The following is a 22,156-nucleotide window of genomic DNA, read 5'->3' as shown; positions in this document are numbered from 1 at the left end:
ATGAAGAACCCGCCGGTCATGGACGCCACCACCCGCCGCTGGCGCGCGGCGCTCTTCCTCTTCATGCTCGCCACCGGGGTGAGCATGGCGTCCTGGGTCGCCCGCACCCCGGCCGTCCGGGACGCGCTGGACGTGACGACCGGATCGATGGGCCTGGTGCTGTTCGGGCTCTCCGTCGGCTCGATGGCCGGAGTGCTGGTCTCCGGCGGGCTGGTGCGCGGGCACGGCGGGCGGCCGGTGATCGCCGTCGGGGCGGGGCTGCTCGTGGCCGGGCTGCTGGTGATCGCCGGGGGTGCGGCGTTGGAGGTGTCGGCCGGGGTGTTCTGCGGGCTCGCGCTGTTCGGCGCCGGGATGGGCCTGGCGGAGGTGGCGTTCAACATCGAGGGCGCGGCCGTCGAACGGGCCCTGGGCCGCCCGGTCCTGCCGGTGCTGCACGGCTGCTTCAGCCTGGGCACCGTGGTCGGCGCGCTGCTCGGGATGGGGCTGACGGCGGTCCGGTTCCCGGTCGGCTGGCACCTGGCGGCGGTCGCCGTCGCCGTCGCGGCGGCCGGGGCGTGGACGGTACGGGCGGTGCCGGCGGGCACGGGGCGGGAGGAGGCGGACCCCGAGGGCGCGGTGGGCTCCGCCGCCGGAGTCGCCGGAGTCGCCGGAGCCGCCGACTCCGAAGCAGGTGGCGGCGCGAGGCGGCCGGGCGGAATCCGCGGGCAATTGGCGGTCTGGCGGGACCGGCGGCTGGTGCTGATCGGCCTGATCGTGCTGGCCATGGCCTTCGCGGAGGGTTCCGCCAACGACTGGCTGCCGCTGCTGATGGTGGACGGCCACGGGACGAGTGCGACGGCCGGTTCGCTGACGTTCATGCTGTTCGCCGTCGCGATGACGACCGGTCGGTTCACGGGCGGGCCCCTGCTCGTGCGCTACGGCCCGGCGACCGTGGTCCGCGCCAGCGCCCTGGTGGCGGCGGTCGGTGTGACCCTGGTGATCTTCTCCGACAACGCGGTGCTCGCCGGGGCGGCGGTGGTGCTGTGGGGGCTCGGCGCGTCGCTGGGGTTCCCGGTCACGATCTCGGCGGCGGGCGAGGGCGTGCGGAACGCTTCGGCCCGGGTCGCGGCGGTCTCGACGGCGGGCTACGCGGCGTTCCTGGTCGGCCCGCCCTCGCTGGGCTTCCTGGCCGACCAGGTGGGGCTGCGGAACGCGATGGTGGTGGTCCTTGTGCTGCTGGGCGGCGCGGCTCTGATCACCGGGGCGCTGCGGACGCCGTCCCCCGGGGCGGGCGCGGAGCCGCCCGGTGCGCCGGCTCCTGGAGCCCGTCAGTCGGACTTGGTGTAGATCAGGCTCTCGCCCGTACCGGCCGTCGACCGGCGCAGGTCCCCGTCCGGGAGCAGGGTCAGTTCGGTGGGCTTCCCGGGCGTGCAGGAGGAGGCCGGGCGGCCGGAGGACACCGTGGAGGGGCCTATGCGGACCGGGCCGTCCCCGGCGGGCGGGCCGGAGAGGGGGGCGGTGAACTCGCAGTGGTACGTGGAACCGGAGGCGAGGGGCCCTTCGGCGGTGAGGACGAGGATCTGGTCGCCCACCTCGCCCTGGCGGATGGTCAACGTCCGCGAGGACGCGCCCTGTTCGCCGGGTATGGAGCCGGTCCAGGTCCCCAGGAAGTCCTTCGGGACGGCTCCCTCGCCGCCCTGCTCCCCACTGCCGGAGCCCCCGGAGTCGCCGGAGTCGGCGGAGCCCGAGGGGCCGGGGGAGGCGGTCTTGCCCGGGGTGGCGCCGTTCATGAACGCGTACACCGATCCGCCCGCGCCTATCGCCACGACCACGGCGACGGCGACGAGCGCGACGGTGGCTCCGGCGGAGCGGCGTTCCCGGGCGGGTGGGGGAGGGGTGGGGGCGAAGTAGGCCGGAGGGAAAGGCTGTTCGGCGGTGCGGCCGGGGGCCGGGGTGGCGGGGCCGCCGTACGGGGCGTGCTGTCGCGCGTACGGGTGGGGCCCCGGCGGTATGGGGGCGGCGGGCGGCCGTGCAGGGCTCTCCGGCGGCTCCGGGCTCGTCCGGGAGGCCTGCGGGTGCTGCGGGGCGGGGGGATGCTGCGGATGCCGGGCGGGCCGGGGACCGGGCGGGGCTTCCTGGCCGCGCGGGTCCTCCGGGTCCTCCGCGTCGAGCAACCCCACGGCGTGACGGCCGAGTTGGGCGATGAGGGTGGCGGGCAGCCAGGGTTCGTCCGCTTCCGCCTCGCCCAGGCGGGCCAGGATCTCTCCGGTGCCGGGGCGGGCCGCCGGGTCCTTCGCCAGACAGTCCCGTACGACGGCGGCCAGGTCCTCCGGAATCCCGGTCAGGTCCGGGTCCTCCTGGGCGATCCGGAACATCAGGGCGTGGACCCCGCCGCTCTCCGTCGTACCGAACGGCAGCCGGCCCGATGCGGCGTACGCGAGGACGGACCCGAGGCAGAACACGTCGCACGCGGTGGTCACGCGCTCGCCGCGTACCTGCTCCGGGGCCATGAAGCCGGGTGAGCCGACCAGGGCGCCGGTGCGGGTCAGATCGCCGTCGGGCACGGATTCCAGGGCGCGAGCGATGCCGAAGTCGATGACCCGGGGCCCGTCGATGGTCATCAGGACGTTGGAGGGCTTCAGGTCCCGGTGTATGAGCCCGGCCCCGTGGATGTGCTGGAGGGCGTGGGCGAGCCCGGAGCCCAGGAACCGTACGGAACGCAGCGGCAGCGGCCCGTACGCCCCCGAGTCCGTGACCGGGGCGCCGGGGCGGCCCGAGACGATGCGCTGGAGGGAGGGCCCGGCGACGTAACCGGTGGCGACCCAGGGGACGGGGGCCTCGGTGTCGGAGTCCAGCACCGGTGCGGTCCACGCGCCGCCGACCCGGTGCGCGGCACGGACCTCCTGGCGGAAGCGGGCCCGGAACTCGGGCTGCTCGGCGAGCTCGTGGCGGACGAGCTTGAGGGCGACGGTGCGGCCGCGGTCGGAGCGGGCGAGGAAGACCTGGCCCATGCCGCCCTCGCCGAGGCGGCCGAGGAGACGGTACGCACCGATGCGGTGCGGGTCGTCGGACCCGAGCTTGTCCATGGTGCGCTTCCTCCCGGTGCGGCGGCCCGCACGAGGATAACGCCGCCACCCGGCGCCGGCCCCGCCCCGGGCTCCCGGTCTAGGACACGACGCGCCCGCCTCGCGGTTCCCCCGCGCCGCCGGCCTGTTCGGCGTCCGCCGGTCGGTCGGGCGATGCGGACGCCGCAGCCTGTCCGGCGATTGAGGGCGGACCCGTCGACCGCACGGGCGGACCCGCACCCCAGCCCGTCCGGCGTTTGAGGACGGAACCCTTGATCGGACAGAGACGATGCACGCGACAACGCCGGTGCCCCGGAGGAGCCAAACCCGGTAAGGCTGAGCCCCGACACCGGCAGGGTTCCGTCCTCAAGCGCCGGACGGGCTGGAACCGGTCGCCCCCGGGCCGGGACCGGGGGACCCCGCACGGGGACGGCCGGAGCCGGAAGCGGACGGTTCCGCGGCGGTCAGGCTCTCCACCGCCCCCGACAAGCGCTCCAGCGCCCGCACCGTCTCCGCCAGCCCCTCCACCCCCAGCTCCCCCGCCAGTCGCGCGGCGAACTCCGCGTGGGACGGGCCGATCCGGGACACCGCCTCCCGCCCCGCCTCCGTCACCCGCAACAGCTTCGCGCGCCGGTGCGCCGGGTTCTCCACGTACTCCGCGAGCCCCCGCCCGACCAGCAGGTCCGCGATCCGCTGCACGCTCTGCCGGGTGATCCCCATCGCCCGCGCGATCCCCGCCACCGGCAACGGCTCCCGCAGGACCGCCCCCAGCACCTGCCACCAGGCCGCCGTGAGACCGCCCGGCCGCGCCAGCTCGTCGGCCACTCCGAGGAACTGCCCGTTCAGCCGGAACACCGTCAGTGCCGTCCGGCTCAACAGATCCTGCTGGGCCCGGACGTCCCCCGCCTCCGCCGCCTCACTCACCTTCCAGCACCTCGTACGCGCTCGCGTCCGAGTCGTGGAACAGCCGGTACCAAGCGTCCAGCTTCTCCGGCCCGTACACCCCGAGCAGCGCGAAGACCTCCCGTGCGAACGCCACCGGCTCCGTCGGGCCCGCCGTGATCAGCCCGCCGTCCGTGACCGCGTCCGCGTCCACGTAGCGCGAGCCGCCCGCGTACCCCGTCGCCGCGAGGTAGAAGGAGACCGCGCTCGTGTGGGTGCGGCCGTCCAGCAGCCCCTCCCGGGCCAGCCCGGCCGTCGCCCCGCAGATCGCCGCGACCGGGACCCCCGCGTCCAGGAAGCCCCGGGCCGCCCGCGCGAACGGGGCCAGCCCGTCGCCCGTGTCCCACTCGTCCGCACCGGTCAGGATGAGCAACGCGCTGTCCTGCGCCCGCAGTTCGTCCAGGGCCAGATCGGGCTGGACGCGCAGGCCGCCCATGGTCGTCACCGGCTCCCGGGAAGGCCCCACGGTCCGCACGGTGTAGCCGTTCCGTGCGAGATGGGCGGTGGTGTGCCCGGTCTCCCAGTCCGCGAAGGTGTCGTAGACGGCGAGATGCACGGTTCTGGTGCTGCTGCTGGTCATGATGACCTCCTCGACTCGATGACAGAATGCTGTCATGTCGACAGTGTGCTGTCAATGAGGCTCCATCCTCGACCACCACTCTCGACCGCCGCTCACGCTCCCGCCGCCCGCCGGGACCCGACACCCTGCCGATCCATCCGCTCCAGGCCGTACAAGGTGGCCATTGGGGCCGCCTCCACCAGCGCCTACGCTCGCCGCATGACCCCTCATGCCCCTCATGCCCCGTCCGCCGACCCCGCGGCCGGTGCGGCCGTGAAGGCCGCGGACCGCGCGCACGTGTTCCACTCCTGGTCCGCCCAGGGCCTCATCGACCCGCTCGCCGTCGCCGGCGCCGAGGGGTCCTACTTCTGGGACTACGACGGCAACCGCTACCTGGACTTCACCAGCGGGCTCGTCTACACCAACATCGGCTACCAGCACCCCACCGTGATCGCCGCGATCCAGGAGCAGGCGGGCAGGCTCGCCACCTTCGCTCCCGCGTTCGCGATCGAGGCGCGCTCCGAGGCCGCACGCCTCATCGCCGAGCGCACCCCCGGTGACCTGGACAAGATCTTCTTCACCAACGGCGGGGCCGAGGCCGTCGAGAACGCCGTCCGCATGGCCCGGCTGCACACCGGCCGCACGAAGGTGCTCTCCGCCTACCGCTCGTACCACGGGGCCACCTCCACCGCGATCAACCTCACCGGGGACCCGCGCCGCTGGCCCTCCGACAACGGCTCGGCGGGCGTCGTCCGCTTCTGGGCCCCGTTCCTCTACCGCTCCCCGTTCCACGCGGCGAACGAGGCCGAGGAGTGCGCCCGCGCCCTCCAGCACCTGGAGGACACCCTCGCCTTCGAGGGCCCGGCCACCATCGCCGCGATCATCCTGGAGACCATCCCGGGCACGGCGGGCATCATGACCCCGCCGCCGGGCTATCTGGCGGGCGTCCGCGAGATCTGCGACCGGTACGGGATCGTCTTCGTGCTCGACGAGGTGATGGCCGGATTCGGCCGCACCGGCGCCTGGTTCGCAGCCGACCACTTCGACGTCGTGCCGGACCTGCTGACCTTCGCCAAGGGCGTCAACTCCGGTTACGTACCGCTGGGCGGCGTCGCCATCAGCGCCGAGATCGCCGCGACCTTCGAGACCCGCCCCTACCCCGGCGGCCTCACCTACTCCGGACACCCGCTGGCCTGCGCCGCCGCCGTCGCCACCATCGGCGTGATGGAGGACGAGAAGGTCGTCGAGCACGCGGCCCGGATCGGCGAGAGCGTCCTCGGTCCCGGCCTGCGCGAACTCGCCGAACGCCACCCCTCGGTGGGCGAGGTGCGCGGCCTCGGCGCGTTCTGGGCGCTGGAGCTGGTCCGCGACCGGGAGACCCGTGAGCCGCTCGTCCCGTACAACGCCTCGGGCGAGGCCAACGCCCCGATGGCGGCCTTCGGCGCGGCGGCGAAGAAGCAGGGGCTGTGGCCGTTCATCAACATGAACCGGACCCACGCCGTCCCTGCCTGCAACGTCTCCGAGGCCGAGGCCAAGGAAGGGCTCGCGGCCCTGGACGTCGCTCTCTCCGTCGCCGACTCGTACACGGTGGAGGGCGCGTAACGCCGCTCCCGGCCCGTACCCCGGGTAACCGGACGACCTGCTTCCGTACGTGATCGACCCTGTGCGCATCCCCGCCGTGCCCGGAATCGGGCACGGCGGCGGCCCTGGCTTAAGGTGACCCGAGCCAGAGGTGACCCCCGCCGGAAACGGTCGGCGAACGGGGACGGAGAGGGACGGACGGATGGGGGCCGGTATGAGTCCGAGCGGAGGTGTGACGCGCAACACCCTGCGCCAGCAGATCGCCGACGCGCTGCGTGACGAGGTGCTGGCAGGGCGTCTTCCGCCGGGCCGGGAGTTCACCGTCAAGCAGATCGCCGAGCAGTACGGAGTCTCCGCGACGCCCGTCCGCGAGGCGCTCTTCGACCTCTCCGCGCAGGGGCTCCTCGCCTCCGACCAGCACCGCGGCTTCCAGGTGCGTGAGTTCACCGTCGCCGACTTCCGTGCGATGGCCGAGGCCCGCGCCCTCGTCGTCGAGGGCCTCTTCCGCAACCCCGCCGAGAGGGTCGCCGTCCGGCCCGAGAGTCTCGCCTCGATCCGCCGCCGGGCCGCGGAGGCGGTCCGCGCGGCGAAGGGCGGCGACCTCGACGTGCTGATCGGGTACGACCTGCGGTTCTGGCGGGAGCTGGGGCAGTTCGTCCTCAACCCGTACGTCACCGAATTCCTCACCCGTCTCCGTGTCCAGGCCTGGGTGTTCGCCGTGCACCGGCTGCGCCGCGACGGCATGGACGAGGACGTGCTGTGGTTCGGCCACGAGGAACTGGTCGACGCCATCTCCCGGTGCGACCACGAGGAGGTCCACGCCGCCATGCACTCCTACTACGCGCACGCGCTGGCCTGGGCGGACCGGCTGGAGGCGCGGGCGGCCGGGGGAGACGCGCCGGCGCTGCCGGAGTCCCCGGAGGCGCCGGAGGCCCCGGGGCACTGTGCGTGAGGTTCGCCCCGCATTACGCTGTCCCGACGATCGCCCGAACCCGTTGGAGAGCGAGACTTCGTGGCCTGTGACCTGTGGCTGGTCCCCCTCGTCGATGTGCTGTGCCACAGCGCCGACAATCCGTTCGCCGAAGAGATCGCCGTCTACGACAAGGCGCTGAACGACGCCGGGCTGCCGCCCGTCCCCGTCTACGCCTACATGCCGGGCCTCAACGGGGAGGTCGCCCCCGTGGCCGGCTTCGACTACGACGCCCTGCACTTCCTGCGCCGCGCCTACCTGCTCCAGCTGAGCGGCCTCGCCGTCACCCCCGTCGCCGGTCTCGACGGCGACTACGAGCAGCTCCTGGAGATGTTCGAACAGGGCGCCCAGCAGTCGCACCTGGTCTGGCACTACGACCACGCGGGGGCGTACGTCCCGGTGGACTTCCCGGTGCCGCTCTCCGACGACGCTCTGCTGGCGGGCGGCGGACCGCTGGGCTCCGCGCACGGGCTGCTGCGCGAACTGCAGTTCGTCGCCCCGTCCATCGGCATCGACCCGGCCAACCCGCCGGCCGCCCCGCAACCGCCCTCCGGCCCCACGGCCCTGGAGGAACCGGCGGACCCGCCTCCCTACGACGACAGTCCGTTCGCCCGGGAACGCCACGTCTGGCTCGGTCTCCACGCGGCGGCGACCCGCAGCCTGGCCCAGGGCTCGATGATCATCTTCAGCTAGGCCCTGTCCGGCACGCCGTATTCAAGCCCGTCCGGCGATTGAGGACCGGGGGTCCGGGGGCAGCGCCCCCGAAGCACTACCCCGCACCCCCGGCCCCCGGAATCCTCACCGCGGCGGCGACTCCGGCGGCCGCTGCCGCGGCATGTTCGGCCGCGCCGCCACCGACGGCATCGAGAACCGCCCCGGCGCTGCCCCCGACTCGCCGCGCCCCCCGGCGCTCCCCGTCGCCAGGGCCTGCGTGCCCATCGGCGCGGGCCCCGCCCGGAACTCCACCATCCAGTCCGCCGTCTCCGACCGCACCAGCTCGGTGATGTCCTCGGAGAACCTCCGCAGCACCCCCAGGCACCGCTCGGCCGCCTCGCTGGCCGTGCCCTCGGTCGGCCCGAGCATCTCCCGTACGCACTCCGAGGCCCAGTCGAACTGGAGCACCTGGAGCCGCCGCTGCACTGCCTGGGCCGTGGCGAGGTTCCTTATCCACCCGGAGGTGAGACCGAAGTACCGGTCGCCGGCCATGCAGGCGGCCCCCAGCAGCAGGGACAGATAGCCCCAGCCCGCCGAGCCGCTCAGGACGCCGGTCAGGTCGAGCAGCGGCAGGGCGGCCCCGGCGACCACCCCGGCGGCGGTACCCATCCGCAGGGCCCTGGCGGCCCGGCGCTTCCAGACCCGGTCGTTGAGATACCAGTCGGCGGTGTCCAGCGCGCCGGTCTCGACCCAGCGGTAGAGCTCGTCGAGCCGCTCGGCCGGCTCGCCCCAGTCGCCGAGGGGGAACGGGCGCCCGGTCAGATCGCGCCCGGTGGGGCGCCCCCTGCCCGGGCCGGAAGCGGAATGCTCAGCTCCGTTTTCACCGGATCCCGCATCGGTCTCCTTGCGGGGCGGCCCCTCGGGCTGCATCTCCGGCTGACTCACCGGGGCACTCCTCTGCACTCTGACGGACGGGACGACGCGTAGGGACTCCCGGAACCGGACCCGGCCGGCCCGGAGAGGGCGGGGCGGTCCGCGCGACCGAAGACCCCTGAGGGGTAACTCTGCGTCACCGCACATGCGCGCTCGTGTGTCGATGTGCATGCCCTTCCTACCGCCGAATGGTGGGCCGTGGGGTCGAAATCGCGGGATTCCCGCCTGCGTACGGCCGCTGGTCAGGTATAGGAGCACTCACGCCGGTTCCTGAATCTCACCCGAAAGAGTTGGTCCCTGGCGGGTGGAGCGCGGTGACCGGGGAGCACGTAGGCTCGGCTTACCGAAACATTTGTCGTCGAAATGCCAGGAGTGACCGTGATTCCCGGTGGTGGCCAGCCCAATATGCAGCAGTTGCTCCAGCAGGCCCAGAAGATGCAGCAGGATCTCGCCACGGCCCAGGAGGAACTGGCCAGGACCGAGGTCGACGGACAGGCGGGTGGCGGTCTCGTGAAGGCCACGGTGACCGGCTCCGGCGAGCTCCGCGCCCTGGTGATCGACCCGAAGGCGGTGGACCCGGAGGACACCGAGACGCTCGCCGACCTCGTCGTCGCGGCCGTCCAGGCGGCCAACGAGAACGCGCAGGCGCTCCAGCAGGAGAAGCTCGGCCCGCTGGCGCAGGGCCTGGGCGGCGGGGGCGGCATCCCCGGCCTGCCGTTCTGACCGGACCTCCGGTCTGACCGGCCCGGCCCCGTTCCGGCCGGCCCGGCCCCGGGCGGGTCCGCGGGCCTACTGGTACCGACCCGTACCCACTACGGTACGGAGCAGGAAGCAAAGAAAGGCGTTCCGTTGTACGAAGGCGTTGTTCAGGACCTCATCGACGAACTGGGCAGGCTGCCCGGCGTCGGTCCCAAGAGCGCGCAACGGATCGCCTTCCACATCCTGCAGGCCGAGCCCACGGACGTACGCCGGCTCGCGCACGCCCTCCTGGAGGTCAAGGACAAGGTCCGGTTCTGCGAGGTGTGCGGCAATGTCGCGCAGCAGGAGCAGTGCGGGATCTGCCGGGACGCGCGCCGCGACCGGAGCGTCATCTGCGTGGTCGAGGAGCCCAAGGACGTCGTGGCGATCGAACGGACGCGTGAGTTCCGGGGTCGCTACCACGTGCTGGGCGGGGCGATCAGTCCGATCGAGGGCGTCGGCCCGGACGATCTGCGCATCCGCGAGCTGCTGGCGCGGCTGGCGGACGGCTCCATCACGGAGCTGATCCTCGCGACCGACCCCAATCTGGAGGGCGAGGCCACCGCGACGTACCTGGCGCGGATGGTCAAGCCGATGGGCCTCAGAGTGACCCGGCTGGCCAGCGGCCTGCCGGTCGGCGGCGACCTGGAGTACGCCGACGAGGTCACCCTGGGCCGCGCCTTCGAGGGAAGGCGGCTGCTGGATGTCTGACACCACCGCCGTACGCCCCCGTCACGTACCGCAGTCCGCTCTGCTGCCCGCTTCGTTTTCGTCGTCCCCTTCGTCGTCCGCTTCACCGTCTGTGACCGCGCCCACGGGAGGTCCCCTCGATGTCTGACGCCACGCTGAACTCCGTCACGCAGGACCCGGGCGACTTCGCCGTCCAGATCGCGGACCAGATCAAGACGTTCATCGTCGCGGTCACCGAGGTGTCCAAGGTCGACGAGCCGGAAGAGGCCGTCCCGGTCCTGCTCCTCCAGGTCTCGCAGCTCCTGCTCGCGGGCGGGCGTCTCGGCGCGTACGAGGACGTCCTGCCCGACGAGCGGTACGAACCGGACCTCGGCGCGGAGCCGGACGCGGACGGCCTGCGCGAGCGGTTCGCGGCGCTGCTGGAGCCGATCGACGTCTACTCCGAGGTCTTCGACCCGTACGAGCCGCGCAAGGCCCCGGTCCCGCACCGGATCTCCGACGACCTGGCCGACCTGGTCACCGACCTCGGCCACGGCCTCGCGCACTACGACGCCGAGCGCACCGCCGAGGCGCTGTGGTGGTGGCAGTTCTCGTACTTCTCCAACTGGGGCTCCACCGCCTCCGCCACTCTCCGCGCCCTGCAGTCCCTGGTCGCCCACATCCGCCTCGGCCAGCCCCTGGAGGAGCTGGACGGCCTGGACACCGACCAGGACCCGGGCGAGGAGGACCTCGCCGAGGAGGCGGGCCGCGTGATGATCGAGGAGATCGCGGGGCCGCTGGGCCTGCGCCCGGTGAAGTAGCCACCCGCTGTCCCACCGGAACGCGCGGACGGTCACCGGAACGCGTCGGCGTTCTCCTCGGCCCAGCGGCGGTAGGAGCGGGCGGGCGAGCCGGTGACCCGGGCCACGGTGTCGTGCACGGCCAGCAGCGCGTCGTTGACGTCGCCGCCCATCAGGTCGAGGACGCTGTCCGCGACCTCGGCCCCCATCATCGCGGCCATCGGCGGGTACGCCTCCTCCCGCGTGACCCCGACGCAGGCCACCTCCCGGCCCAGCACCCGCCCCAGCTCACCGGCCTGCCGCCGCGGGCTGATCCGCTGCGGCCCGGTGAGCGGGTACGTACGCCCCCGGTGACCCGGCCCGGTCAGCGCCGCACGGGCCACCGAGGCGATGTCGGCGGGGTGGACGGTCGGCAGCCCGACGTCCGCGTACGGCACGCGCACCACGGACTCGTCGCGCACGGACCCCGCCCACCAGAGGGTGTTGGAGGCGAACTGCGTCGGCCGCAGGACGGTCCACTCCATCCCGCTCTCCCGCAGCCGGCGTTCGACGGCGAGATTCGCCCGCGCCGGGCCGAGGTGCGGATGGGTCATGACGGTGATGGAGGAGACCAGCACCACGTGCTCCACCCCCGCGTCCCGGGCGGCGTCGAGCACTCCGGCGTCGTCGCCGACGCCGGAGATCAGGAACAGTGAACGCACCCCGCCCAGCGCGGACTTCAGCGACTCGGCCCGTCCAAGGTCGCCTTCCGCGACCTCGACCCCGTCGGGCACCGCGGCCCCGGCCCGCGCCGCGTCCCGGCTCAGTGCCCGGACGCCGGTTCCGTGCCCGTCCACGTGCAACTGCCGTACCAGCTCGCTGCCGACGTTCCCGGTCGCACCGGTCACCAAAATCATCGCTGAGCGCTCCTCTGTCCGGTCGTTGCCTGTTCGACGACGGGAACGCTAGGACCTCAACCAGCCTTGAGATCAAGCCGGTTGGGCGGGACCGCAGCCACTTGACCTCAACCCCGCTTGAGGGTCGAGGCTCCTGGTGAACGGCCGGCGCGACGGCCGCGCCCCGCAATCGCGGCGGCGCAGAACACCCAGGTCCTCGACGTGGAGACCCTGAGGGCCGGCTGCGCGGGACCCGGTGCGCGCATGGCGAAGCCCCACCGCGCGGGCACGGTGGGGCTGTTGCCCGGGTGGGCTCAGGCGGTGCCGAAGTCTCCGGCTCGCACGCCCGTGACGAACGCGGTGAACGCGGTGGCGGGGATGTCGAGGACCGGGCCGCTGACGTTCTTGGAGTCGCGGACGGGGACGATGCCGTGCGGGGCGGCGAGGTTGGTGGCGACCTCGACGCACGCGCCGCCGTTGCCGCTGTACGAGGACGTGAACCAACGGGGAGTTTCGGTCGTCACAGGATGCCCTTTCGTAACTTTTTGATCATGGCTACGGAAGCCGCTTGCGACAGCGCCTCTGCCTGTAGTTGATGGTAGGCCGTCAACAGGGGGAGGACGAGTGTGTTGTTGCGTTCCAGGTACACGTGCTGGGCGGACTCTGCGTACGACATCAGCGAGCGGTCGGGCATGGTCAGAATGTAGAGCGGCAGGCTGAACGGCCGACGCTCCCCCATCTGGAACGGGGCGATCTGAAGCACGGTGTTCGGCTGCTCGGCGAAGGCCAGCAGCCGGTCGAGTTGAGCTGCCATGACCGCCGGTCCGCCCATCGGCCGGAGAAGGCACCCCTCGTCCAGGACCGCGAACAACAAGGGGGCCGGGGAACGTACGAGCGCGGCCTGTCGCCGCGCCACCAACGCCACCCGTTCGTCGGCCTGTTCCGGGGTGATGGCTTCGCGGCGTACGGCGTCCGCCTCCAGCGTCGCCGCGTACGCCGGTGTCTGGAGCAGTCCCGGGATGACACCGACTTCGTACAGCCTGATCTCCGCCGCGCGCTCCTCGTGGTTCACGTACGCCGGGAATCCCTCCAGCAGTGCCGTGTACCTGACGGCCCGGCTCTGACGCTGTAGGCGGTCGCCTGTGCCGAGCGCCCTGTCAGCCCTTGCCGCAAAGGCGTCAGTTGGAGACCGTCTGCCGGTTTCCACGGCGGAAATATGCGCCCCCGAGCACCTCATGAGGTCGCCGAGCTCGTCCTGTGTCAAGCCGCGCTCGTCCCGCAAGCTGCGGAGAAGCGCTCCGTAGGTCACGCTGAATCGCCCCGGTAGTCATACGGCTACAGAGAGGAGCGATAGGTGTATGGCGAGAACGCTTGTCCGAACGCGCAGCGGCCTCCCGATCTCCCGGCCCCCGGCACGCTTGTGGTGGACACCGGTCGTGGTGACCGGGTGGGGGAGTTCTGTGGGGTCGTCGGCCCGTGCTGGTCGCTGCGGCCCGTGGGTGGCGGGGCCGCGTGGGAGGCCGAGCCGCACCGGGTCCGGCTCGCGCTGCTGATAGAGCAGCTTCGGGCCAGGACCGCGCGGCTGAATGCCCGCAGTCGGGGTGAGGTGCTGTGAACGCGTTCCAGGCGCAGGGGTGTTGGTATGTCGCCGAGAGTCGCGGGGGTGACGCGGCGCGGTCCGTGCGGCTCGGCGGGATTCTCGCGCCGACGCGGCGGCTGGCCCTTCGCTGGCTGCGGCGGCAGGCCCGGCGTTTCGCGGACGCGCTCGATCCGGATCCGTACGTGCCCTGGGTTCCGGCCCGTGCGCTGTACCCGGTCGCTGCCGGGGGCCGGCGTGACGCACCGGCCGAACTCCGTTCCTGGGCGGACAGTTTCGGTGAGCACGACTATGCGCTGGGGCGGCTCGCGGACGGGCTGCCGTACGAGTTCGTCGCCCGGGACGCCGCTGCCTGGTACGGGCTGGTCGTGCGCCCTCTGGCCGTCGCCGCCCACCTCCCCGTCCCTCCCACTCCTCACCGGCAAGGATGAGCGCCATGTTGCAGTGCACCGCCTTCACCGAACTCCCCGAGATGGGCGCGCGTGTCGCGTTCATGGGCCTGGCGGACGGGCCCGCCCGGGCGTCGGAAGCGCCCGACCTGGACGACTTCCTGCTCTGCGAACTCGGCGAGCACGACGAGGGGGCCGAGCACGCGGCCCAGCTCTGGTCGGCCTCGGCTCCGGCCGGGCGGGATCTGTGGATGTTCTGGGCCGACGGTGACGGTCGCCGGAAGTTCCGCTTCACGGAACTGCTGCCGTGCCCGGCCGTCATCCACCGGCTGTCCGTCAAGGAAGGGGACGCCTGCATGCTGTACGACCGGCACCCGGCCGCGCACTCCTGGGACGTGAGGGACCCGCTCGCCGATCTGATGGCGGAGCGGATCCGGGAGGACGTACGACGCGACCGCGACGGAGGCGGCGGGATGGGAGCCCAGGCCGACAGGCCCTAACGGCGCTTGCGCCCTGCGGCGTTCCGCAGGCTGCCGGTCAGGGTGCCGACGCCGGTGCGCAGAGCGATGTAGTCAAGGGCGCTGCCCACACCGCGAGCAGCCCACCTGAAGGCTCTCACCAGCTGTTCGTCCATCGCGCTCTTCTCTCCCTCGGCCGCGCTTCGTTTTCCTGTATGACGCATCTACCGAAAGAGGGGTTGCGTCGACCGGGTGGGTCGCAGACATCTGCCGATCGGTAGATGTGCGGGGCCGCCCCGCGCGGAAGCCTTGGTTCCCGACAGCAGACGCCGCTCCGCGTGCGAGCGGAGACCAGGGGGCCCCACCATGCCGAACACCGTCACCGAAACGCCGTCCAGCGGGAAGGCCGCCCCGGGGGAGGCCTTCCCGGGGGAGGCCGCCGAGCGCCGCCGACGCTGGTGGTCCGGCCGGCCGGACTGGTCCGGGTACCTGGCGGTCGTATGGTCGGCGCTCTACGGGGCTGCGGCGCTGTACTGGGCGCTCGGCGGGGACGGCTACCCCTTCGAGCGGGTCCACGAGGACCGCTCCTCCGGATCGATCCTGGAGCCGAGCCGGGCCGAGGCGGTCGCCCCGGTGCTGGCGGTGTTCTGCGCCCTCGGCGTGGTCGCCGGTCTCCTGATGCTGAGGAACCTCGGGGCCGGCCGGGTCCGCAAGGCCCTGCTCGCCTACGGGTGGGGAGCCGGAGTCGCCCTGACTCTCCTGATCCCCGACTACTCGATGCTCGGCCTGCTGGCGTTCTCGCCGGCGCTGCTCGTGTTCGTCTTCACCGGAGTGCCGGGGCCGCAGGACATGGGCGACATCCTGTACTGGCACCGCGGGAACCTGATCATCGTCTTCATCGGCGGGCTGCTGTGGGTCGCCGCGACGCTCGCGTACCAGCGGCGCACCAACGGGCAGTGCGCGTACTGCGGCCGGGCGCCGCACGGGCCCGGCGGCTGGACCGACCCCGTCCGGCTGCGCACCTGGGGGCGGCGGGCGGTCTATCTGGCCGTGCTCTCGACCCTCCCGTACGACATCACCCGCATCGCCTGGTACTTCGGCCACCCCCTCGGCATCACCGACGCGTTCCTGAAGGAGATGCGGGACACGCCCGGCATGCTGGAGATGGGTCTCGCGCTGGGAGTGGTGTCGACCCTGGGCAGCCTGCTGATGCACGGGCTGGTCGCCAGATGGGGCGAGGTGTGGCCGCGCTGGGTGTGGTGGAAGAAGGGGCGGACGATTCACCCGGCGACCGCCGTCGTACCGGCCGGGCTCGTCGCGGTCGTGCTCATTCCGGGCGGCCTGATGGCGGTGCGTGGCTTCGAGTCGGCCTCGTGGGGGATCACCGGACCCGCGGTCCTGTGGGCGGTCTGGGGTGTTGCCCTGGGCGCCGCCACCTACCTGTACCACCTGCGTCGCCGGGGCGTCTGCCGTAGTTGCGGGCAGGGCTGACGGGCAGTCGGTAACCGGCCCCAGCGTCAGCTCAGGCAGAACTCGTTGTCCTCGGGGTCCATCATGAGGACCCAGCTCCCGCCCTGCTCGTCGAACGTGCGCAGCACCCGCGCGCCCAGCCCCACCAGCCGTTCCTCCTCCGCGTCGCGCTGCCCCGGCGCGGAGTGCACGTCGATGTGGAGGCGGTTCTTCACTGTCTTCGGCTCCGGTACCCGCTGGAACAGCAGCCGCCGCCCCTGCCCCGTACCACTGACCTCGTCGTACGGGTCGTCCGGATGTCTGGCCGCCGCGAGGTCGAGCCAGGCGCGGCGGCCGTGGGCGTGAGTCGTGATGGCCTCCGGCACGGCTCCGGCCGCGAGCAACTGCTCGACCAGCGGGCTGTTGTCCTCGACGAGGTAGCCCAGGGCCGCCGCCCAGAACCCGGCCTGTGCGTGCGGGTCGGCGCTGTCGATCACGAGCTTCCAGGACAGTGTCTGCGTCATGGAAACCGTTTATAGTGGTTACATGAGTGAAAAGGCAACGGACGCGCCGGAGCGGACCGAATGGTCTGAGCGGTCCGAGCGGCCGGGGCGGGCTGTACGGCAGGGGCGCCAGGGCCCCGCCGGGCTGTTGCTGCGGCATCCGGACGGCAGCTCGTTCCGGTTCGATCCGGGCGCGCTGTGTCTGGAACTGCTGCCGACCGGGGGTCCGGGCCCCTTGGCGTACTTCGAGGTGCTGCGCGAGCCGGCCGACCTGGTGCGCTGGGCGGAGGAGAGCCGGCTGCCGGGCGGGCTCGGTTCGGGCGGCGGCCCCGGTCCGGGGTCGGGCCGCGCGCTTGTCGTGAGCGCGGGGGAGGTGGCGGACGCGCGTGTTCTGCGCGATGCGCTCTGGCGGCTGGCGGAGGGCCATGCGGATGGGGCGCGACCCGGCCGCGACGACCTCGCCACCCTCAACGACGCCGCGGCGCACCCGCCCCTGACGGCCCGGCTGACCGCGGACGGCGATCGGGAGTGGGCTCTCGGGGGTACCGGAACAGGGCTGCTGTCCACCGTCGCCCGCGACGCGGTCGAGCTGTTCACCGGGGCGTACGCGCACCGGATCCGCGCGTGCGGCGCGCACGGCTGCCGCCTGCTGTTCGTCGACACCTCCCGCCCCGGCCGACGCCGCTGGTGCTCGATGGAGCGCTGCGGCAACCGCCACAAGGTCCGCGCCCACCGCGCCCGGCTCACCGCCGACGGGGAGTGAAGGGCGCTCTGCAGCCACCCTGTGGCCGATGCCGACTATCTTCGTGCATGGGTCACGGAAATCTATGCCCGCCGTAGTAGACATTGGCTGATGCGGTGGCTATGGTTTCTCTTGTAGCCCAGAGAGACAGAAGGGCCCGGCAGAGACGAACTGCCGGGCAGCAGTACACGAAGTTGCCGTTCGCAGGACGGTGCGGTGGCGGAGTTTCGAAGCCAGGTTTGTTGCAGGACGGCGACGGGACTGGCGACCGCACCGGGTGGCCCGCAGTGATCAGGGGCCGCCGTCAGCAGTACCGCGGTTCACGCGGGAGCAGTACAGCAATACCGGCAGTACCAGCAGTGCAGCATTACCAGCAGTAGGCAAGTGATTGATCCCAGAGGGAAGAACGGAGGAGCGAGGCGCCATCAGGATCGCCCGGGCGGAGTCGTGAGCCCGGGTACCGCAGGACATCGATAGTGAGGTGGTCTCCGGTCAAGCAACCGCGATCCCCGCAACCCCGGCGAATTCCAGGCCGGGTCGGCGGAAACACAGGGCCGGCGGAGTATCAGGGCCGGCAGATGGTGTAGCAGTTCCTTCGGGGCCCGAGTGCCGTACGGCACTCGGGCCCCTCCACGCGTTCCACAGAGAGGTGCAAATGACAGCAGGCGAATCGTTCGGGCGTCTCGATGACGACGACTATCCCGCCTACACCATGGGCCGGGCCGCCGAGATGCTCGGTACCACGCAGGGCTTCCTCCGAGCTATCGGAGAGGCCCGCCTGATCACCCCGCTGCGTTCCGAGGGTGGGCACCGCCGCTACTCCCGCTACCAGCTGCGCATGGCCGCACGGGCCCGGGAGCTCGTCGACCAGGGGACCCCCATCGAGGCCGCCTGCCGCATCGTCATCCTCGAAGACCAGCTTGAGGAAGCCCAGCGCATCAACGCCGAATACCGCGCCGCCGCGTCGGAGAAGCCGACGACCGCAGGCTGAGGTGGCGTCGCCGCCCGGCCCTGATCCGTGTCGGGGCCGGGGGCGCTGAACCGGTTCCGGTCTGCTGCCCGGGCGATACCGGCGGGCCGCACACCACCGCTCGGTCCGCGAAGACGCGCGGAGCGGTCAGCCGGCCTGCTGCTTCCCGGCGGACCCGGGCGCCTTGCCCGGGACCTGGCCGGCCTGGTCGACGATGGCGTGCTCGATCTCGGCGGTGCTGTGGAGGAGGGTCCCGGCCTTCGCGTACGGGGCGTCCTTCGTCCGGTACGCGCGGGAGCCGAGGAAGGAGTAGTCGTCCTTGTCGAATACCCATACGGTGCGGTTGCCGTGCTGGGTGTCCTCGCGGGCGATGCCGAGGCCCGTGCGGCCTATGGCGTCCTTGGCGTCCGGCGCCTCCGTGACGCCCGGGATGTTCGCCGCCGCACGGTAGAGGGCCGCGGCCGTCTTCGGCGGCAGCACCCCGCCGAGCAGGACGCCGATCTGCTCGAAGACGATCTGGTCGGTTTCCTGCTCTGCGTCCTTCTGGACGTGAGTACGGAGGTAGGCCAGAAGTTCGTCAGGGTCGGTGGGCAGCGAGGCGAGCCAGTGGTAGGTGGGGCGGGACAGCCCGGCAGGGGTGCCATGGCCGTCCCCGAGCTGGGCGTTGCTGACCTGGTCCTTGCCATTGACCCGGGTCAGCCCGGTCTTCTTGAGAGGGCGCGGGTCCTGCGGCGCCCAGCCCTCCGTCTCGGTCAGCGGGCTCAGTACGGCCTTGCCGCTGCCGATCTCGGCCTCCCGAACCTTGGAACGGGTATAGAGGAACTGGTCCTCCCGTACGACGGGCGCCTCACTCGTGAGGGCGACGGTCGAGAGGCGGTGGAGAAGGCCGTCCGTGCCCTGGGTGGCCGTCGCCCTCGCCGTCCGGTCCTCGTCGCCCGCGCCGAGGGCGAGACCGCCCGCGAGGATTCCGGCCAGTGCCATCGCCGACACGGGGACGAGGAGGGCGGGGCGCAGGAGCCGGCCGGTGGGGCGGGGCGTGGGCCGAGCCGGACTGTCAGGACGGGAGTCGGCGTCGATGCGGTTCATCAGGAGTTCCTTCTGGTGACGGAATCGCTCGGGCGACAGGTCCTCGGTCACCGGAGGGGGAAGCAGCCGGGCCAGGTGCCGGGCTTCACCGTCGTTCCTGTTCTCAGGAGAGGCGGCGTCTTCGCGGTTCATGGGGTTTCCTTCCGCACGGGCTGGGTCGCGATTGCGGCTGTATTCCTTACCTCTCCGTGGACTCCCGCGGGTTCCAGGCTTCTTCGCGGGCGTTTCGCGCGTTCCGTCTGTTCGGCGCGTTCCGTCTGTTCCGCGCGCTCCGCCTGTTCCGCGATCCGGGCGAGTCTTTTGCGGGCGCGGGAGAGGCGGGAGCGCACCGTGCCCGCCGGGATGCTGAGCGCTTCGGCGGTCTGCTCGTAATCCAGACCGGACCACACGCACAGGGAGAGCACTTCCCTCTCCTGGCGCCGCAGTTGACCGAGGGCCGCGGATACGGCGCGCAGACGGCTCCGGTCGTCCAGCCGCGACGCTGCCTCCGCCGAGAAGTCCGCCGTGGCGGCGGGCGGTGGCTGACGGGCCAGGAAGGCCAGCCGCCGCCGCAGCCCCCGCCGGGTGTTCTCGCACTTGTGCGTGGCGATGCCGAGGAGCCAGGGCAGCGCGGAGCCCCGGCCTTCCTCCAACCGCTCTCTGCCCTGCCAGGCGGCCAGGAAGGTGTCCGCCATGATGTCTTCGGCGGTCGACCAGTCACCTGTCAGCCGCAGCGCGTGACGGTAGACGGCCTGGGCGCAGCTTTCGTACAACTCGGCGAAGGCTTCGCGGTCCCCCGCGTGCAGGCGCCGGCGCATCTCGTTCTCGGCGGTCTCGATGGTCTCGGCGGTCTCCGAGGTCTCTGATTCTGGTGGTTCCCTCACACCCGGTATCTCTCCGCGACCTTGCGCCCGTTCCAGTGACCCGCGCCACAGCCTCTCGCGGCAGCGGCAGCGGCAGCGGCAGCGGGCGGGCAGGCGACGGGGGCTGACGTGGCGTCCGCCCGGAAGATCGTACGGGCCGCGCGAGGCTCCATATCTATGGCCGCGGGACAAGAATTAAATGTTTCGCGCGGTCAGTGTGTTTAGCGCAGCGAATAGAGTGGAGTATTTGACTGTACGCGGAGCCGTCATCGCATGCTACTGTCGATCTCAGTTGCAGTCGTGGTTCCCAAAAACTTCGACGCTTTCGGCGGCCACTTTTAGCCGCAGGGAGCGTTTCGTATTTCCGGTCATTCTCCGGTCGGGCATCATCGCGGCGACCCGGTACCCGTGGATCGCGGGTCCCGGCGTACTGCCCCCCGAAGGAGATATGACATGGCGTCCGGCACAGTGAAGTGGTTCAACGCGGCCAAGGGTTTCGGATTCATCGAGCAGGACGGTGGCGGCGCCGATGTGTTCGCCCACTTCTCGAACATCGCGGCCCAGGGCTTCCGTGAGCTGCTCGAAGGTCAGAAGGTGACCTTCGATATCGCGACGGGCCAGAAGGGCCCGACGGCCGAGAACATCGTTCCCGTCTGAAGCTGACGCGTTACTTCGTAGCTGGGGCCCGCATCCCTCGGGGTGCGGGCCCCAGCTACGGGCATTCCCGCGTGGCGTCCCATTTCATCGCCTGCACGTGCGCCCGATGCGCCGCAGGTCGGATCTTATTTCGCATGTCGTTCGGTCCGTTTCTTGCGATTCCCCGCGCTGTTCCTTTGCTGCGAGAATTCCTTGATGCGTACCGTGTCAAGGAAGGTTCTGAATGAACCCCTCACGTACGAACAACCGCTCCTCACGCGCCCGCAGCCGTACGGGCAGTCCCACCTTCGGCTCCGATGCCGGTGCGCACCGGAGCAACCGCTCCGGCTCGCCGGCGCCGCGCCGTTCCGCAGGGCCGAGCCGCCAGGGCGGCCACGGCCGGCGGCCCGCGGCGGCCCAGGGCGAGTTCGCCCTGCCGAAGACCATCACCCCCGCGCTGCCCGCCGTCGAGGCGTTCGCCGATCTCGACATGCCCGAGGGGCTGCTGGCCTCGCTCACCGCACAGGGCATGCGCGTCCCGTTCCCGATCCAGGGCGCGACCCTGCCCAACACCCTCGTGGGCCGCGACGTCCTCGGCCGCGGGCGCACCGGCTCGGGCAAGACCCTCGCCTTCGGCCTGGCGCTGCTGGCCCGCACGGCCGGACAGCGCGCCGAGGCCGGTCAGCCGCTGGCCCTGATCCTCGTGCCGACGCGTGAGCTGGCACAGCAGGTGACCGACGCCCTCACGCCCTACGCCCGCTCGGTCAGGCTGCGTCTGACCACCGTCGTCGGCGGAATGCCGATCGGCAGGCAGGTCAACGCGCTGCGGCGTGGCGCCGAAGTAGTCGTCGCGACACCGGGGCGCCTGAAGGACCTCATCGACCGGGGCGACTGCCGGCTGGACCAGGTCGCGATCACGGTCCTGGACGAGGCCGACCAGATGGCCGACATGGGCTTCATGCCCCAGGTCACCGCGCTCCTGGACCAGGTGCGCCCCGAGGGCCAGCGGATGCTGTTCTCCGCCACCCTCGACCGCAACGTCGATCTCCTGGTCCGCCGTTACCTCACTGACCCGGTGGTCCACTCCGTCGACCCGTCCGCGGGCGCGGTCACCACGATGGAGCACCACGTCCTGCACGTCCAGGGCGCCGACAAGCACCGGTCGACGATCCGGATCGCGGCGCGCGAAGGCCGGGTGATCATGTTCCTGGACACCAAGCACGCCGTCGACCGGCTGACGCAGGACCTGTTGAACAACGGGGTACGGGCCGCCGCCCTGCACGGCGGGAAGTCGCAGCCGCAGCGCACCCGGACCCTGGCCCAGTTCAAGACCGGCCACGTCACCGTGCTCGTCGCGACGAACGTCGCGGCCCGCGGCATCCACGTCGACAACCTCGACCTCGTCGTCAACGTCGACCCGCCGACCGACCACAAGGACTACCTGCACCGGGGCGGACGCACCGCGCGGGCCGGTGAGTCCGGCAGCGTCGTCACCCTGGTCACGCCCAACCAGCGCCGCGACATGACCCGGCTCATGGCGGCCGCGGGCATCGTTCCCCGGACCACCCCGGTCCACTCCGGGGAAGAGGCGCTCAGCCTGATCACCGGCGCCCGGACACCCTCCGGCATCCCCGTGACGATCACCGCGCCGGTGGCCGCGCGGCGTGAGCGCAGCCGCAGCACCGGCTCCCGCGGCCGACGCAGCCTCTGTCTCTTATA

25 protein-coding genes are annotated in these 22,156 nt (G+C 72.0%); 15 read left to right on the top strand and 10 right to left on the bottom strand.

Features of this window, described 5'->3' with window-relative positions:
- Entirely contained in the window at positions 1 to 1,326 is a 1,326-nt protein-coding gene (locus CR470_RS17190) for an MFS transporter (protein ID WP_097868476.1), read from the top strand.
- Here CR470_RS17190 and CR470_RS17185 read toward each other — a convergent pair.
- The 3 genes from CR470_RS17185 to CR470_RS17175 all read right to left on the bottom strand — a co-directional run bounded on the left by CR470_RS17185 (position 1,308) and on the right by CR470_RS17175 (position 4,566).
- The gene (locus tag CR470_RS17185) at positions 1,308 to 3,065 is read right to left on the bottom strand and encodes a serine/threonine-protein kinase (RefSeq protein ID WP_097868475.1); all 1,758 of its coding nucleotides are present in this window, start codon (positions 3,063 to 3,065) and stop codon (positions 1,308 to 1,310) included. The two genes, CR470_RS17190 and CR470_RS17185, sit on opposite strands and share 19 nt — an antisense overlap.
- Positions 3,066 to 3,410: 345 nt before the next feature.
- Positions 3,411 to 3,968, bottom strand: a complete 558-nt coding sequence (locus CR470_RS17180; protein WP_097868474.1) for a MarR family winged helix-turn-helix transcriptional regulator — start codon at positions 3,966 to 3,968, stop codon at positions 3,411 to 3,413.
- Entirely contained in the window at positions 3,961 to 4,566 is a 606-nt protein-coding gene (locus tag CR470_RS17175; RefSeq protein ID WP_097868473.1) for a type 1 glutamine amidotransferase family protein, read from the bottom strand. The genes CR470_RS17180 and CR470_RS17175 overlap by 8 nt, the downstream gene beginning before the upstream one ends.
- Before the next feature lie 198 nt (positions 4,567 to 4,764).
- On the opposite strand from CR470_RS17175, the gene CR470_RS17170 reads away from it, so the two are divergent.
- The 3 genes from CR470_RS17170 (at position 4,765) to CR470_RS17160 (ending at position 7,789) form a co-directional block, all read left to right on the top strand.
- Complete coding sequence (locus CR470_RS17170) at positions 4,765 to 6,147, top strand: aspartate aminotransferase family protein (RefSeq protein ID WP_097868472.1); 1,383 nt, start codon at positions 4,765 to 4,767, stop codon at positions 6,145 to 6,147.
- A gap of 193 nt (positions 6,148 to 6,340) precedes the next feature.
- On the top strand, positions 6,341 to 7,078 hold the full coding sequence (locus CR470_RS17165) for a GntR family transcriptional regulator (protein WP_097868471.1): 738 nt from the start codon (positions 6,341 to 6,343) through the stop codon (positions 7,076 to 7,078).
- Between the two features lie 60 nt (positions 7,079 to 7,138).
- Positions 7,139 to 7,789: a hypothetical protein gene (locus tag CR470_RS17160; protein ID WP_097868470.1), complete on the top strand. Its 651-nt coding sequence runs from the start codon at positions 7,139 to 7,141 to the stop codon at positions 7,787 to 7,789.
- 105 nt (positions 7,790 to 7,894) lie between these two features.
- Here the strand turns inward: CR470_RS17160 and CR470_RS17155 are convergent, their stop codons facing one another.
- Positions 7,895 to 8,695: an SLATT domain-containing protein gene (locus CR470_RS17155; RefSeq protein ID WP_097868469.1), complete on the bottom strand. Its 801-nt coding sequence runs from the start codon at positions 8,693 to 8,695 to the stop codon at positions 7,895 to 7,897.
- A gap of 366 nt (positions 8,696 to 9,061) precedes the next feature.
- Between CR470_RS17155 and CR470_RS17150 the strand changes: the two genes are divergently transcribed.
- From CR470_RS17150 to CR470_RS17140, 3 genes are all read left to right on the top strand, one after another.
- Complete coding sequence (locus CR470_RS17150; RefSeq protein WP_097868468.1) at positions 9,062 to 9,406, top strand: YbaB/EbfC family nucleoid-associated protein; 345 nt, start codon at positions 9,062 to 9,064, stop codon at positions 9,404 to 9,406.
- A gap of 126 nt (positions 9,407 to 9,532) precedes the next feature.
- Positions 9,533 to 10,132, top strand: coding sequence for a recombination mediator RecR (gene recR / locus CR470_RS17145; RefSeq protein WP_097868467.1), 600 nt, complete (start codon positions 9,533 to 9,535; stop codon positions 10,130 to 10,132).
- A gap of 119 nt (positions 10,133 to 10,251) precedes the next feature.
- Positions 10,252 to 10,911 (top strand): DUF5063 domain-containing protein, encoded by a 660-nt coding sequence (locus CR470_RS17140; RefSeq protein WP_097868466.1) that lies wholly within the window; start codon positions 10,252 to 10,254, stop codon positions 10,909 to 10,911.
- Positions 10,912 to 10,943: 32 nt separating this feature from the next.
- On the opposite strand, the gene CR470_RS17135 is transcribed toward CR470_RS17140, so the two are convergent.
- The 3 genes from CR470_RS17135 to CR470_RS17125 all read right to left on the bottom strand — a co-directional run bounded on the left by CR470_RS17135 (position 10,944) and on the right by CR470_RS17125 (position 13,074).
- Positions 10,944 to 11,786, bottom strand: a complete 843-nt coding sequence (locus CR470_RS17135; RefSeq protein WP_097868465.1) for an NAD(P)H-binding protein — start codon at positions 11,784 to 11,786, stop codon at positions 10,944 to 10,946.
- Positions 11,787 to 12,079: 293 nt separating this feature from the next.
- The gene (locus CR470_RS17130; RefSeq protein WP_097868464.1) at positions 12,080 to 12,289 is read right to left on the bottom strand and encodes a DUF397 domain-containing protein; all 210 of its coding nucleotides are present in this window, start codon (positions 12,287 to 12,289) and stop codon (positions 12,080 to 12,082) included.
- The gene (locus CR470_RS17125) at positions 12,286 to 13,074 is read right to left on the bottom strand and encodes a helix-turn-helix domain-containing protein (RefSeq protein ID WP_097868463.1); all 789 of its coding nucleotides are present in this window, start codon (positions 13,072 to 13,074) and stop codon (positions 12,286 to 12,288) included. Before CR470_RS17125 ends, CR470_RS17130 begins: the two co-directional genes overlap by 4 nt.
- Positions 13,075 to 13,119: 45 nt before the next feature.
- Between CR470_RS17125 and CR470_RS17120 the strand changes: the two genes are divergently transcribed.
- The 4 genes from CR470_RS17120 (at position 13,120) to CR470_RS17105 (ending at position 15,700) form a co-directional block, all read left to right on the top strand.
- The gene (locus tag CR470_RS17120; protein ID WP_097868462.1) at positions 13,120 to 13,380 is read left to right on the top strand and encodes a hypothetical protein; all 261 of its coding nucleotides are present in this window, start codon (positions 13,120 to 13,122) and stop codon (positions 13,378 to 13,380) included.
- Positions 13,377 to 13,793, top strand: a complete 417-nt coding sequence (locus CR470_RS17115; RefSeq protein WP_097868461.1) for a hypothetical protein — start codon at positions 13,377 to 13,379, stop codon at positions 13,791 to 13,793. Before CR470_RS17120 ends, CR470_RS17115 begins: the two co-directional genes overlap by 4 nt.
- A 5-nt stretch (positions 13,794 to 13,798) precedes the next feature.
- Positions 13,799 to 14,251, top strand: a complete 453-nt coding sequence (locus CR470_RS17110) for a hypothetical protein (RefSeq protein ID WP_097868460.1) — start codon at positions 13,799 to 13,801, stop codon at positions 14,249 to 14,251.
- A gap of 324 nt (positions 14,252 to 14,575) precedes the next feature.
- Positions 14,576 to 15,700 (top strand): hypothetical protein, encoded by a 1,125-nt coding sequence (locus CR470_RS17105; protein ID WP_097868459.1) that lies wholly within the window; start codon positions 14,576 to 14,578, stop codon positions 15,698 to 15,700.
- Between the two features lie 26 nt (positions 15,701 to 15,726).
- Here CR470_RS17105 and CR470_RS17100 read toward each other — a convergent pair whose 3' ends face one another.
- On the bottom strand, positions 15,727 to 16,182 hold the full coding sequence (locus CR470_RS17100) for a VOC family protein (RefSeq protein ID WP_097868458.1): 456 nt from the start codon (positions 16,180 to 16,182) through the stop codon (positions 15,727 to 15,729).
- A gap of 127 nt (positions 16,183 to 16,309) precedes the next feature.
- Between CR470_RS17100 and CR470_RS17095 the strand changes: the two genes are divergently transcribed.
- Entirely contained in the window at positions 16,310 to 16,924 is a 615-nt protein-coding gene (locus tag CR470_RS17095; protein ID WP_257138734.1) for a CGNR zinc finger domain-containing protein, read from the top strand.
- A 634-nt stretch (positions 16,925 to 17,558) separates the two neighbouring features.
- A complete protein-coding gene (locus CR470_RS17090; protein ID WP_097868456.1) occupies positions 17,559 to 17,894 on the top strand; it encodes a MerR family transcriptional regulator in 336 nt (111 codons plus the stop codon).
- Between the two features lie 126 nt (positions 17,895 to 18,020).
- Here CR470_RS17090 and CR470_RS17085 read toward each other — a convergent pair whose 3' ends face one another.
- Together CR470_RS17085 and CR470_RS17080 are read right to left on the bottom strand one after the other, a co-directional pair.
- Entirely contained in the window at positions 18,021 to 19,091 is a 1,071-nt protein-coding gene (locus CR470_RS17085; RefSeq protein ID WP_097868455.1) for a CU044_5270 family protein, read from the bottom strand.
- Positions 19,088 to 19,756, bottom strand: a complete 669-nt coding sequence (locus CR470_RS17080) for an RNA polymerase sigma factor (RefSeq protein WP_097868483.1) — start codon at positions 19,754 to 19,756, stop codon at positions 19,088 to 19,090. Before CR470_RS17080 ends, CR470_RS17085 begins: the two co-directional genes overlap by 4 nt.
- A 498-nt stretch (positions 19,757 to 20,254) precedes the next feature.
- Here CR470_RS17080 and CR470_RS17075 point away from each other — a divergent pair, with 498 nt between their 5' ends.
- Positions 20,255 to 20,458, top strand: coding sequence for a cold-shock protein (locus CR470_RS17075; RefSeq protein ID WP_097868454.1), 204 nt, complete (start codon positions 20,255 to 20,257; stop codon positions 20,456 to 20,458).
- Between the two features lie 223 nt (positions 20,459 to 20,681).
- Positions 20,682 to 22,156 (top strand): DEAD/DEAH box helicase (locus CR470_RS17070; protein WP_107489474.1); only part of this gene is annotated, 1,475 nt, incomplete at its 3' end.

The sequence above is a fragment of the Streptomyces sp. rh34 genome, assembly GCF_002551245.1.
Lineage (GTDB): Bacteria > Actinomycetota > Actinomycetes > Streptomycetales > Streptomycetaceae > Streptomyces.
The sequence above is the reverse complement of the archived record's forward strand: the minus strand, read 5'-3'. Positions and strand labels throughout refer to the sequence as shown.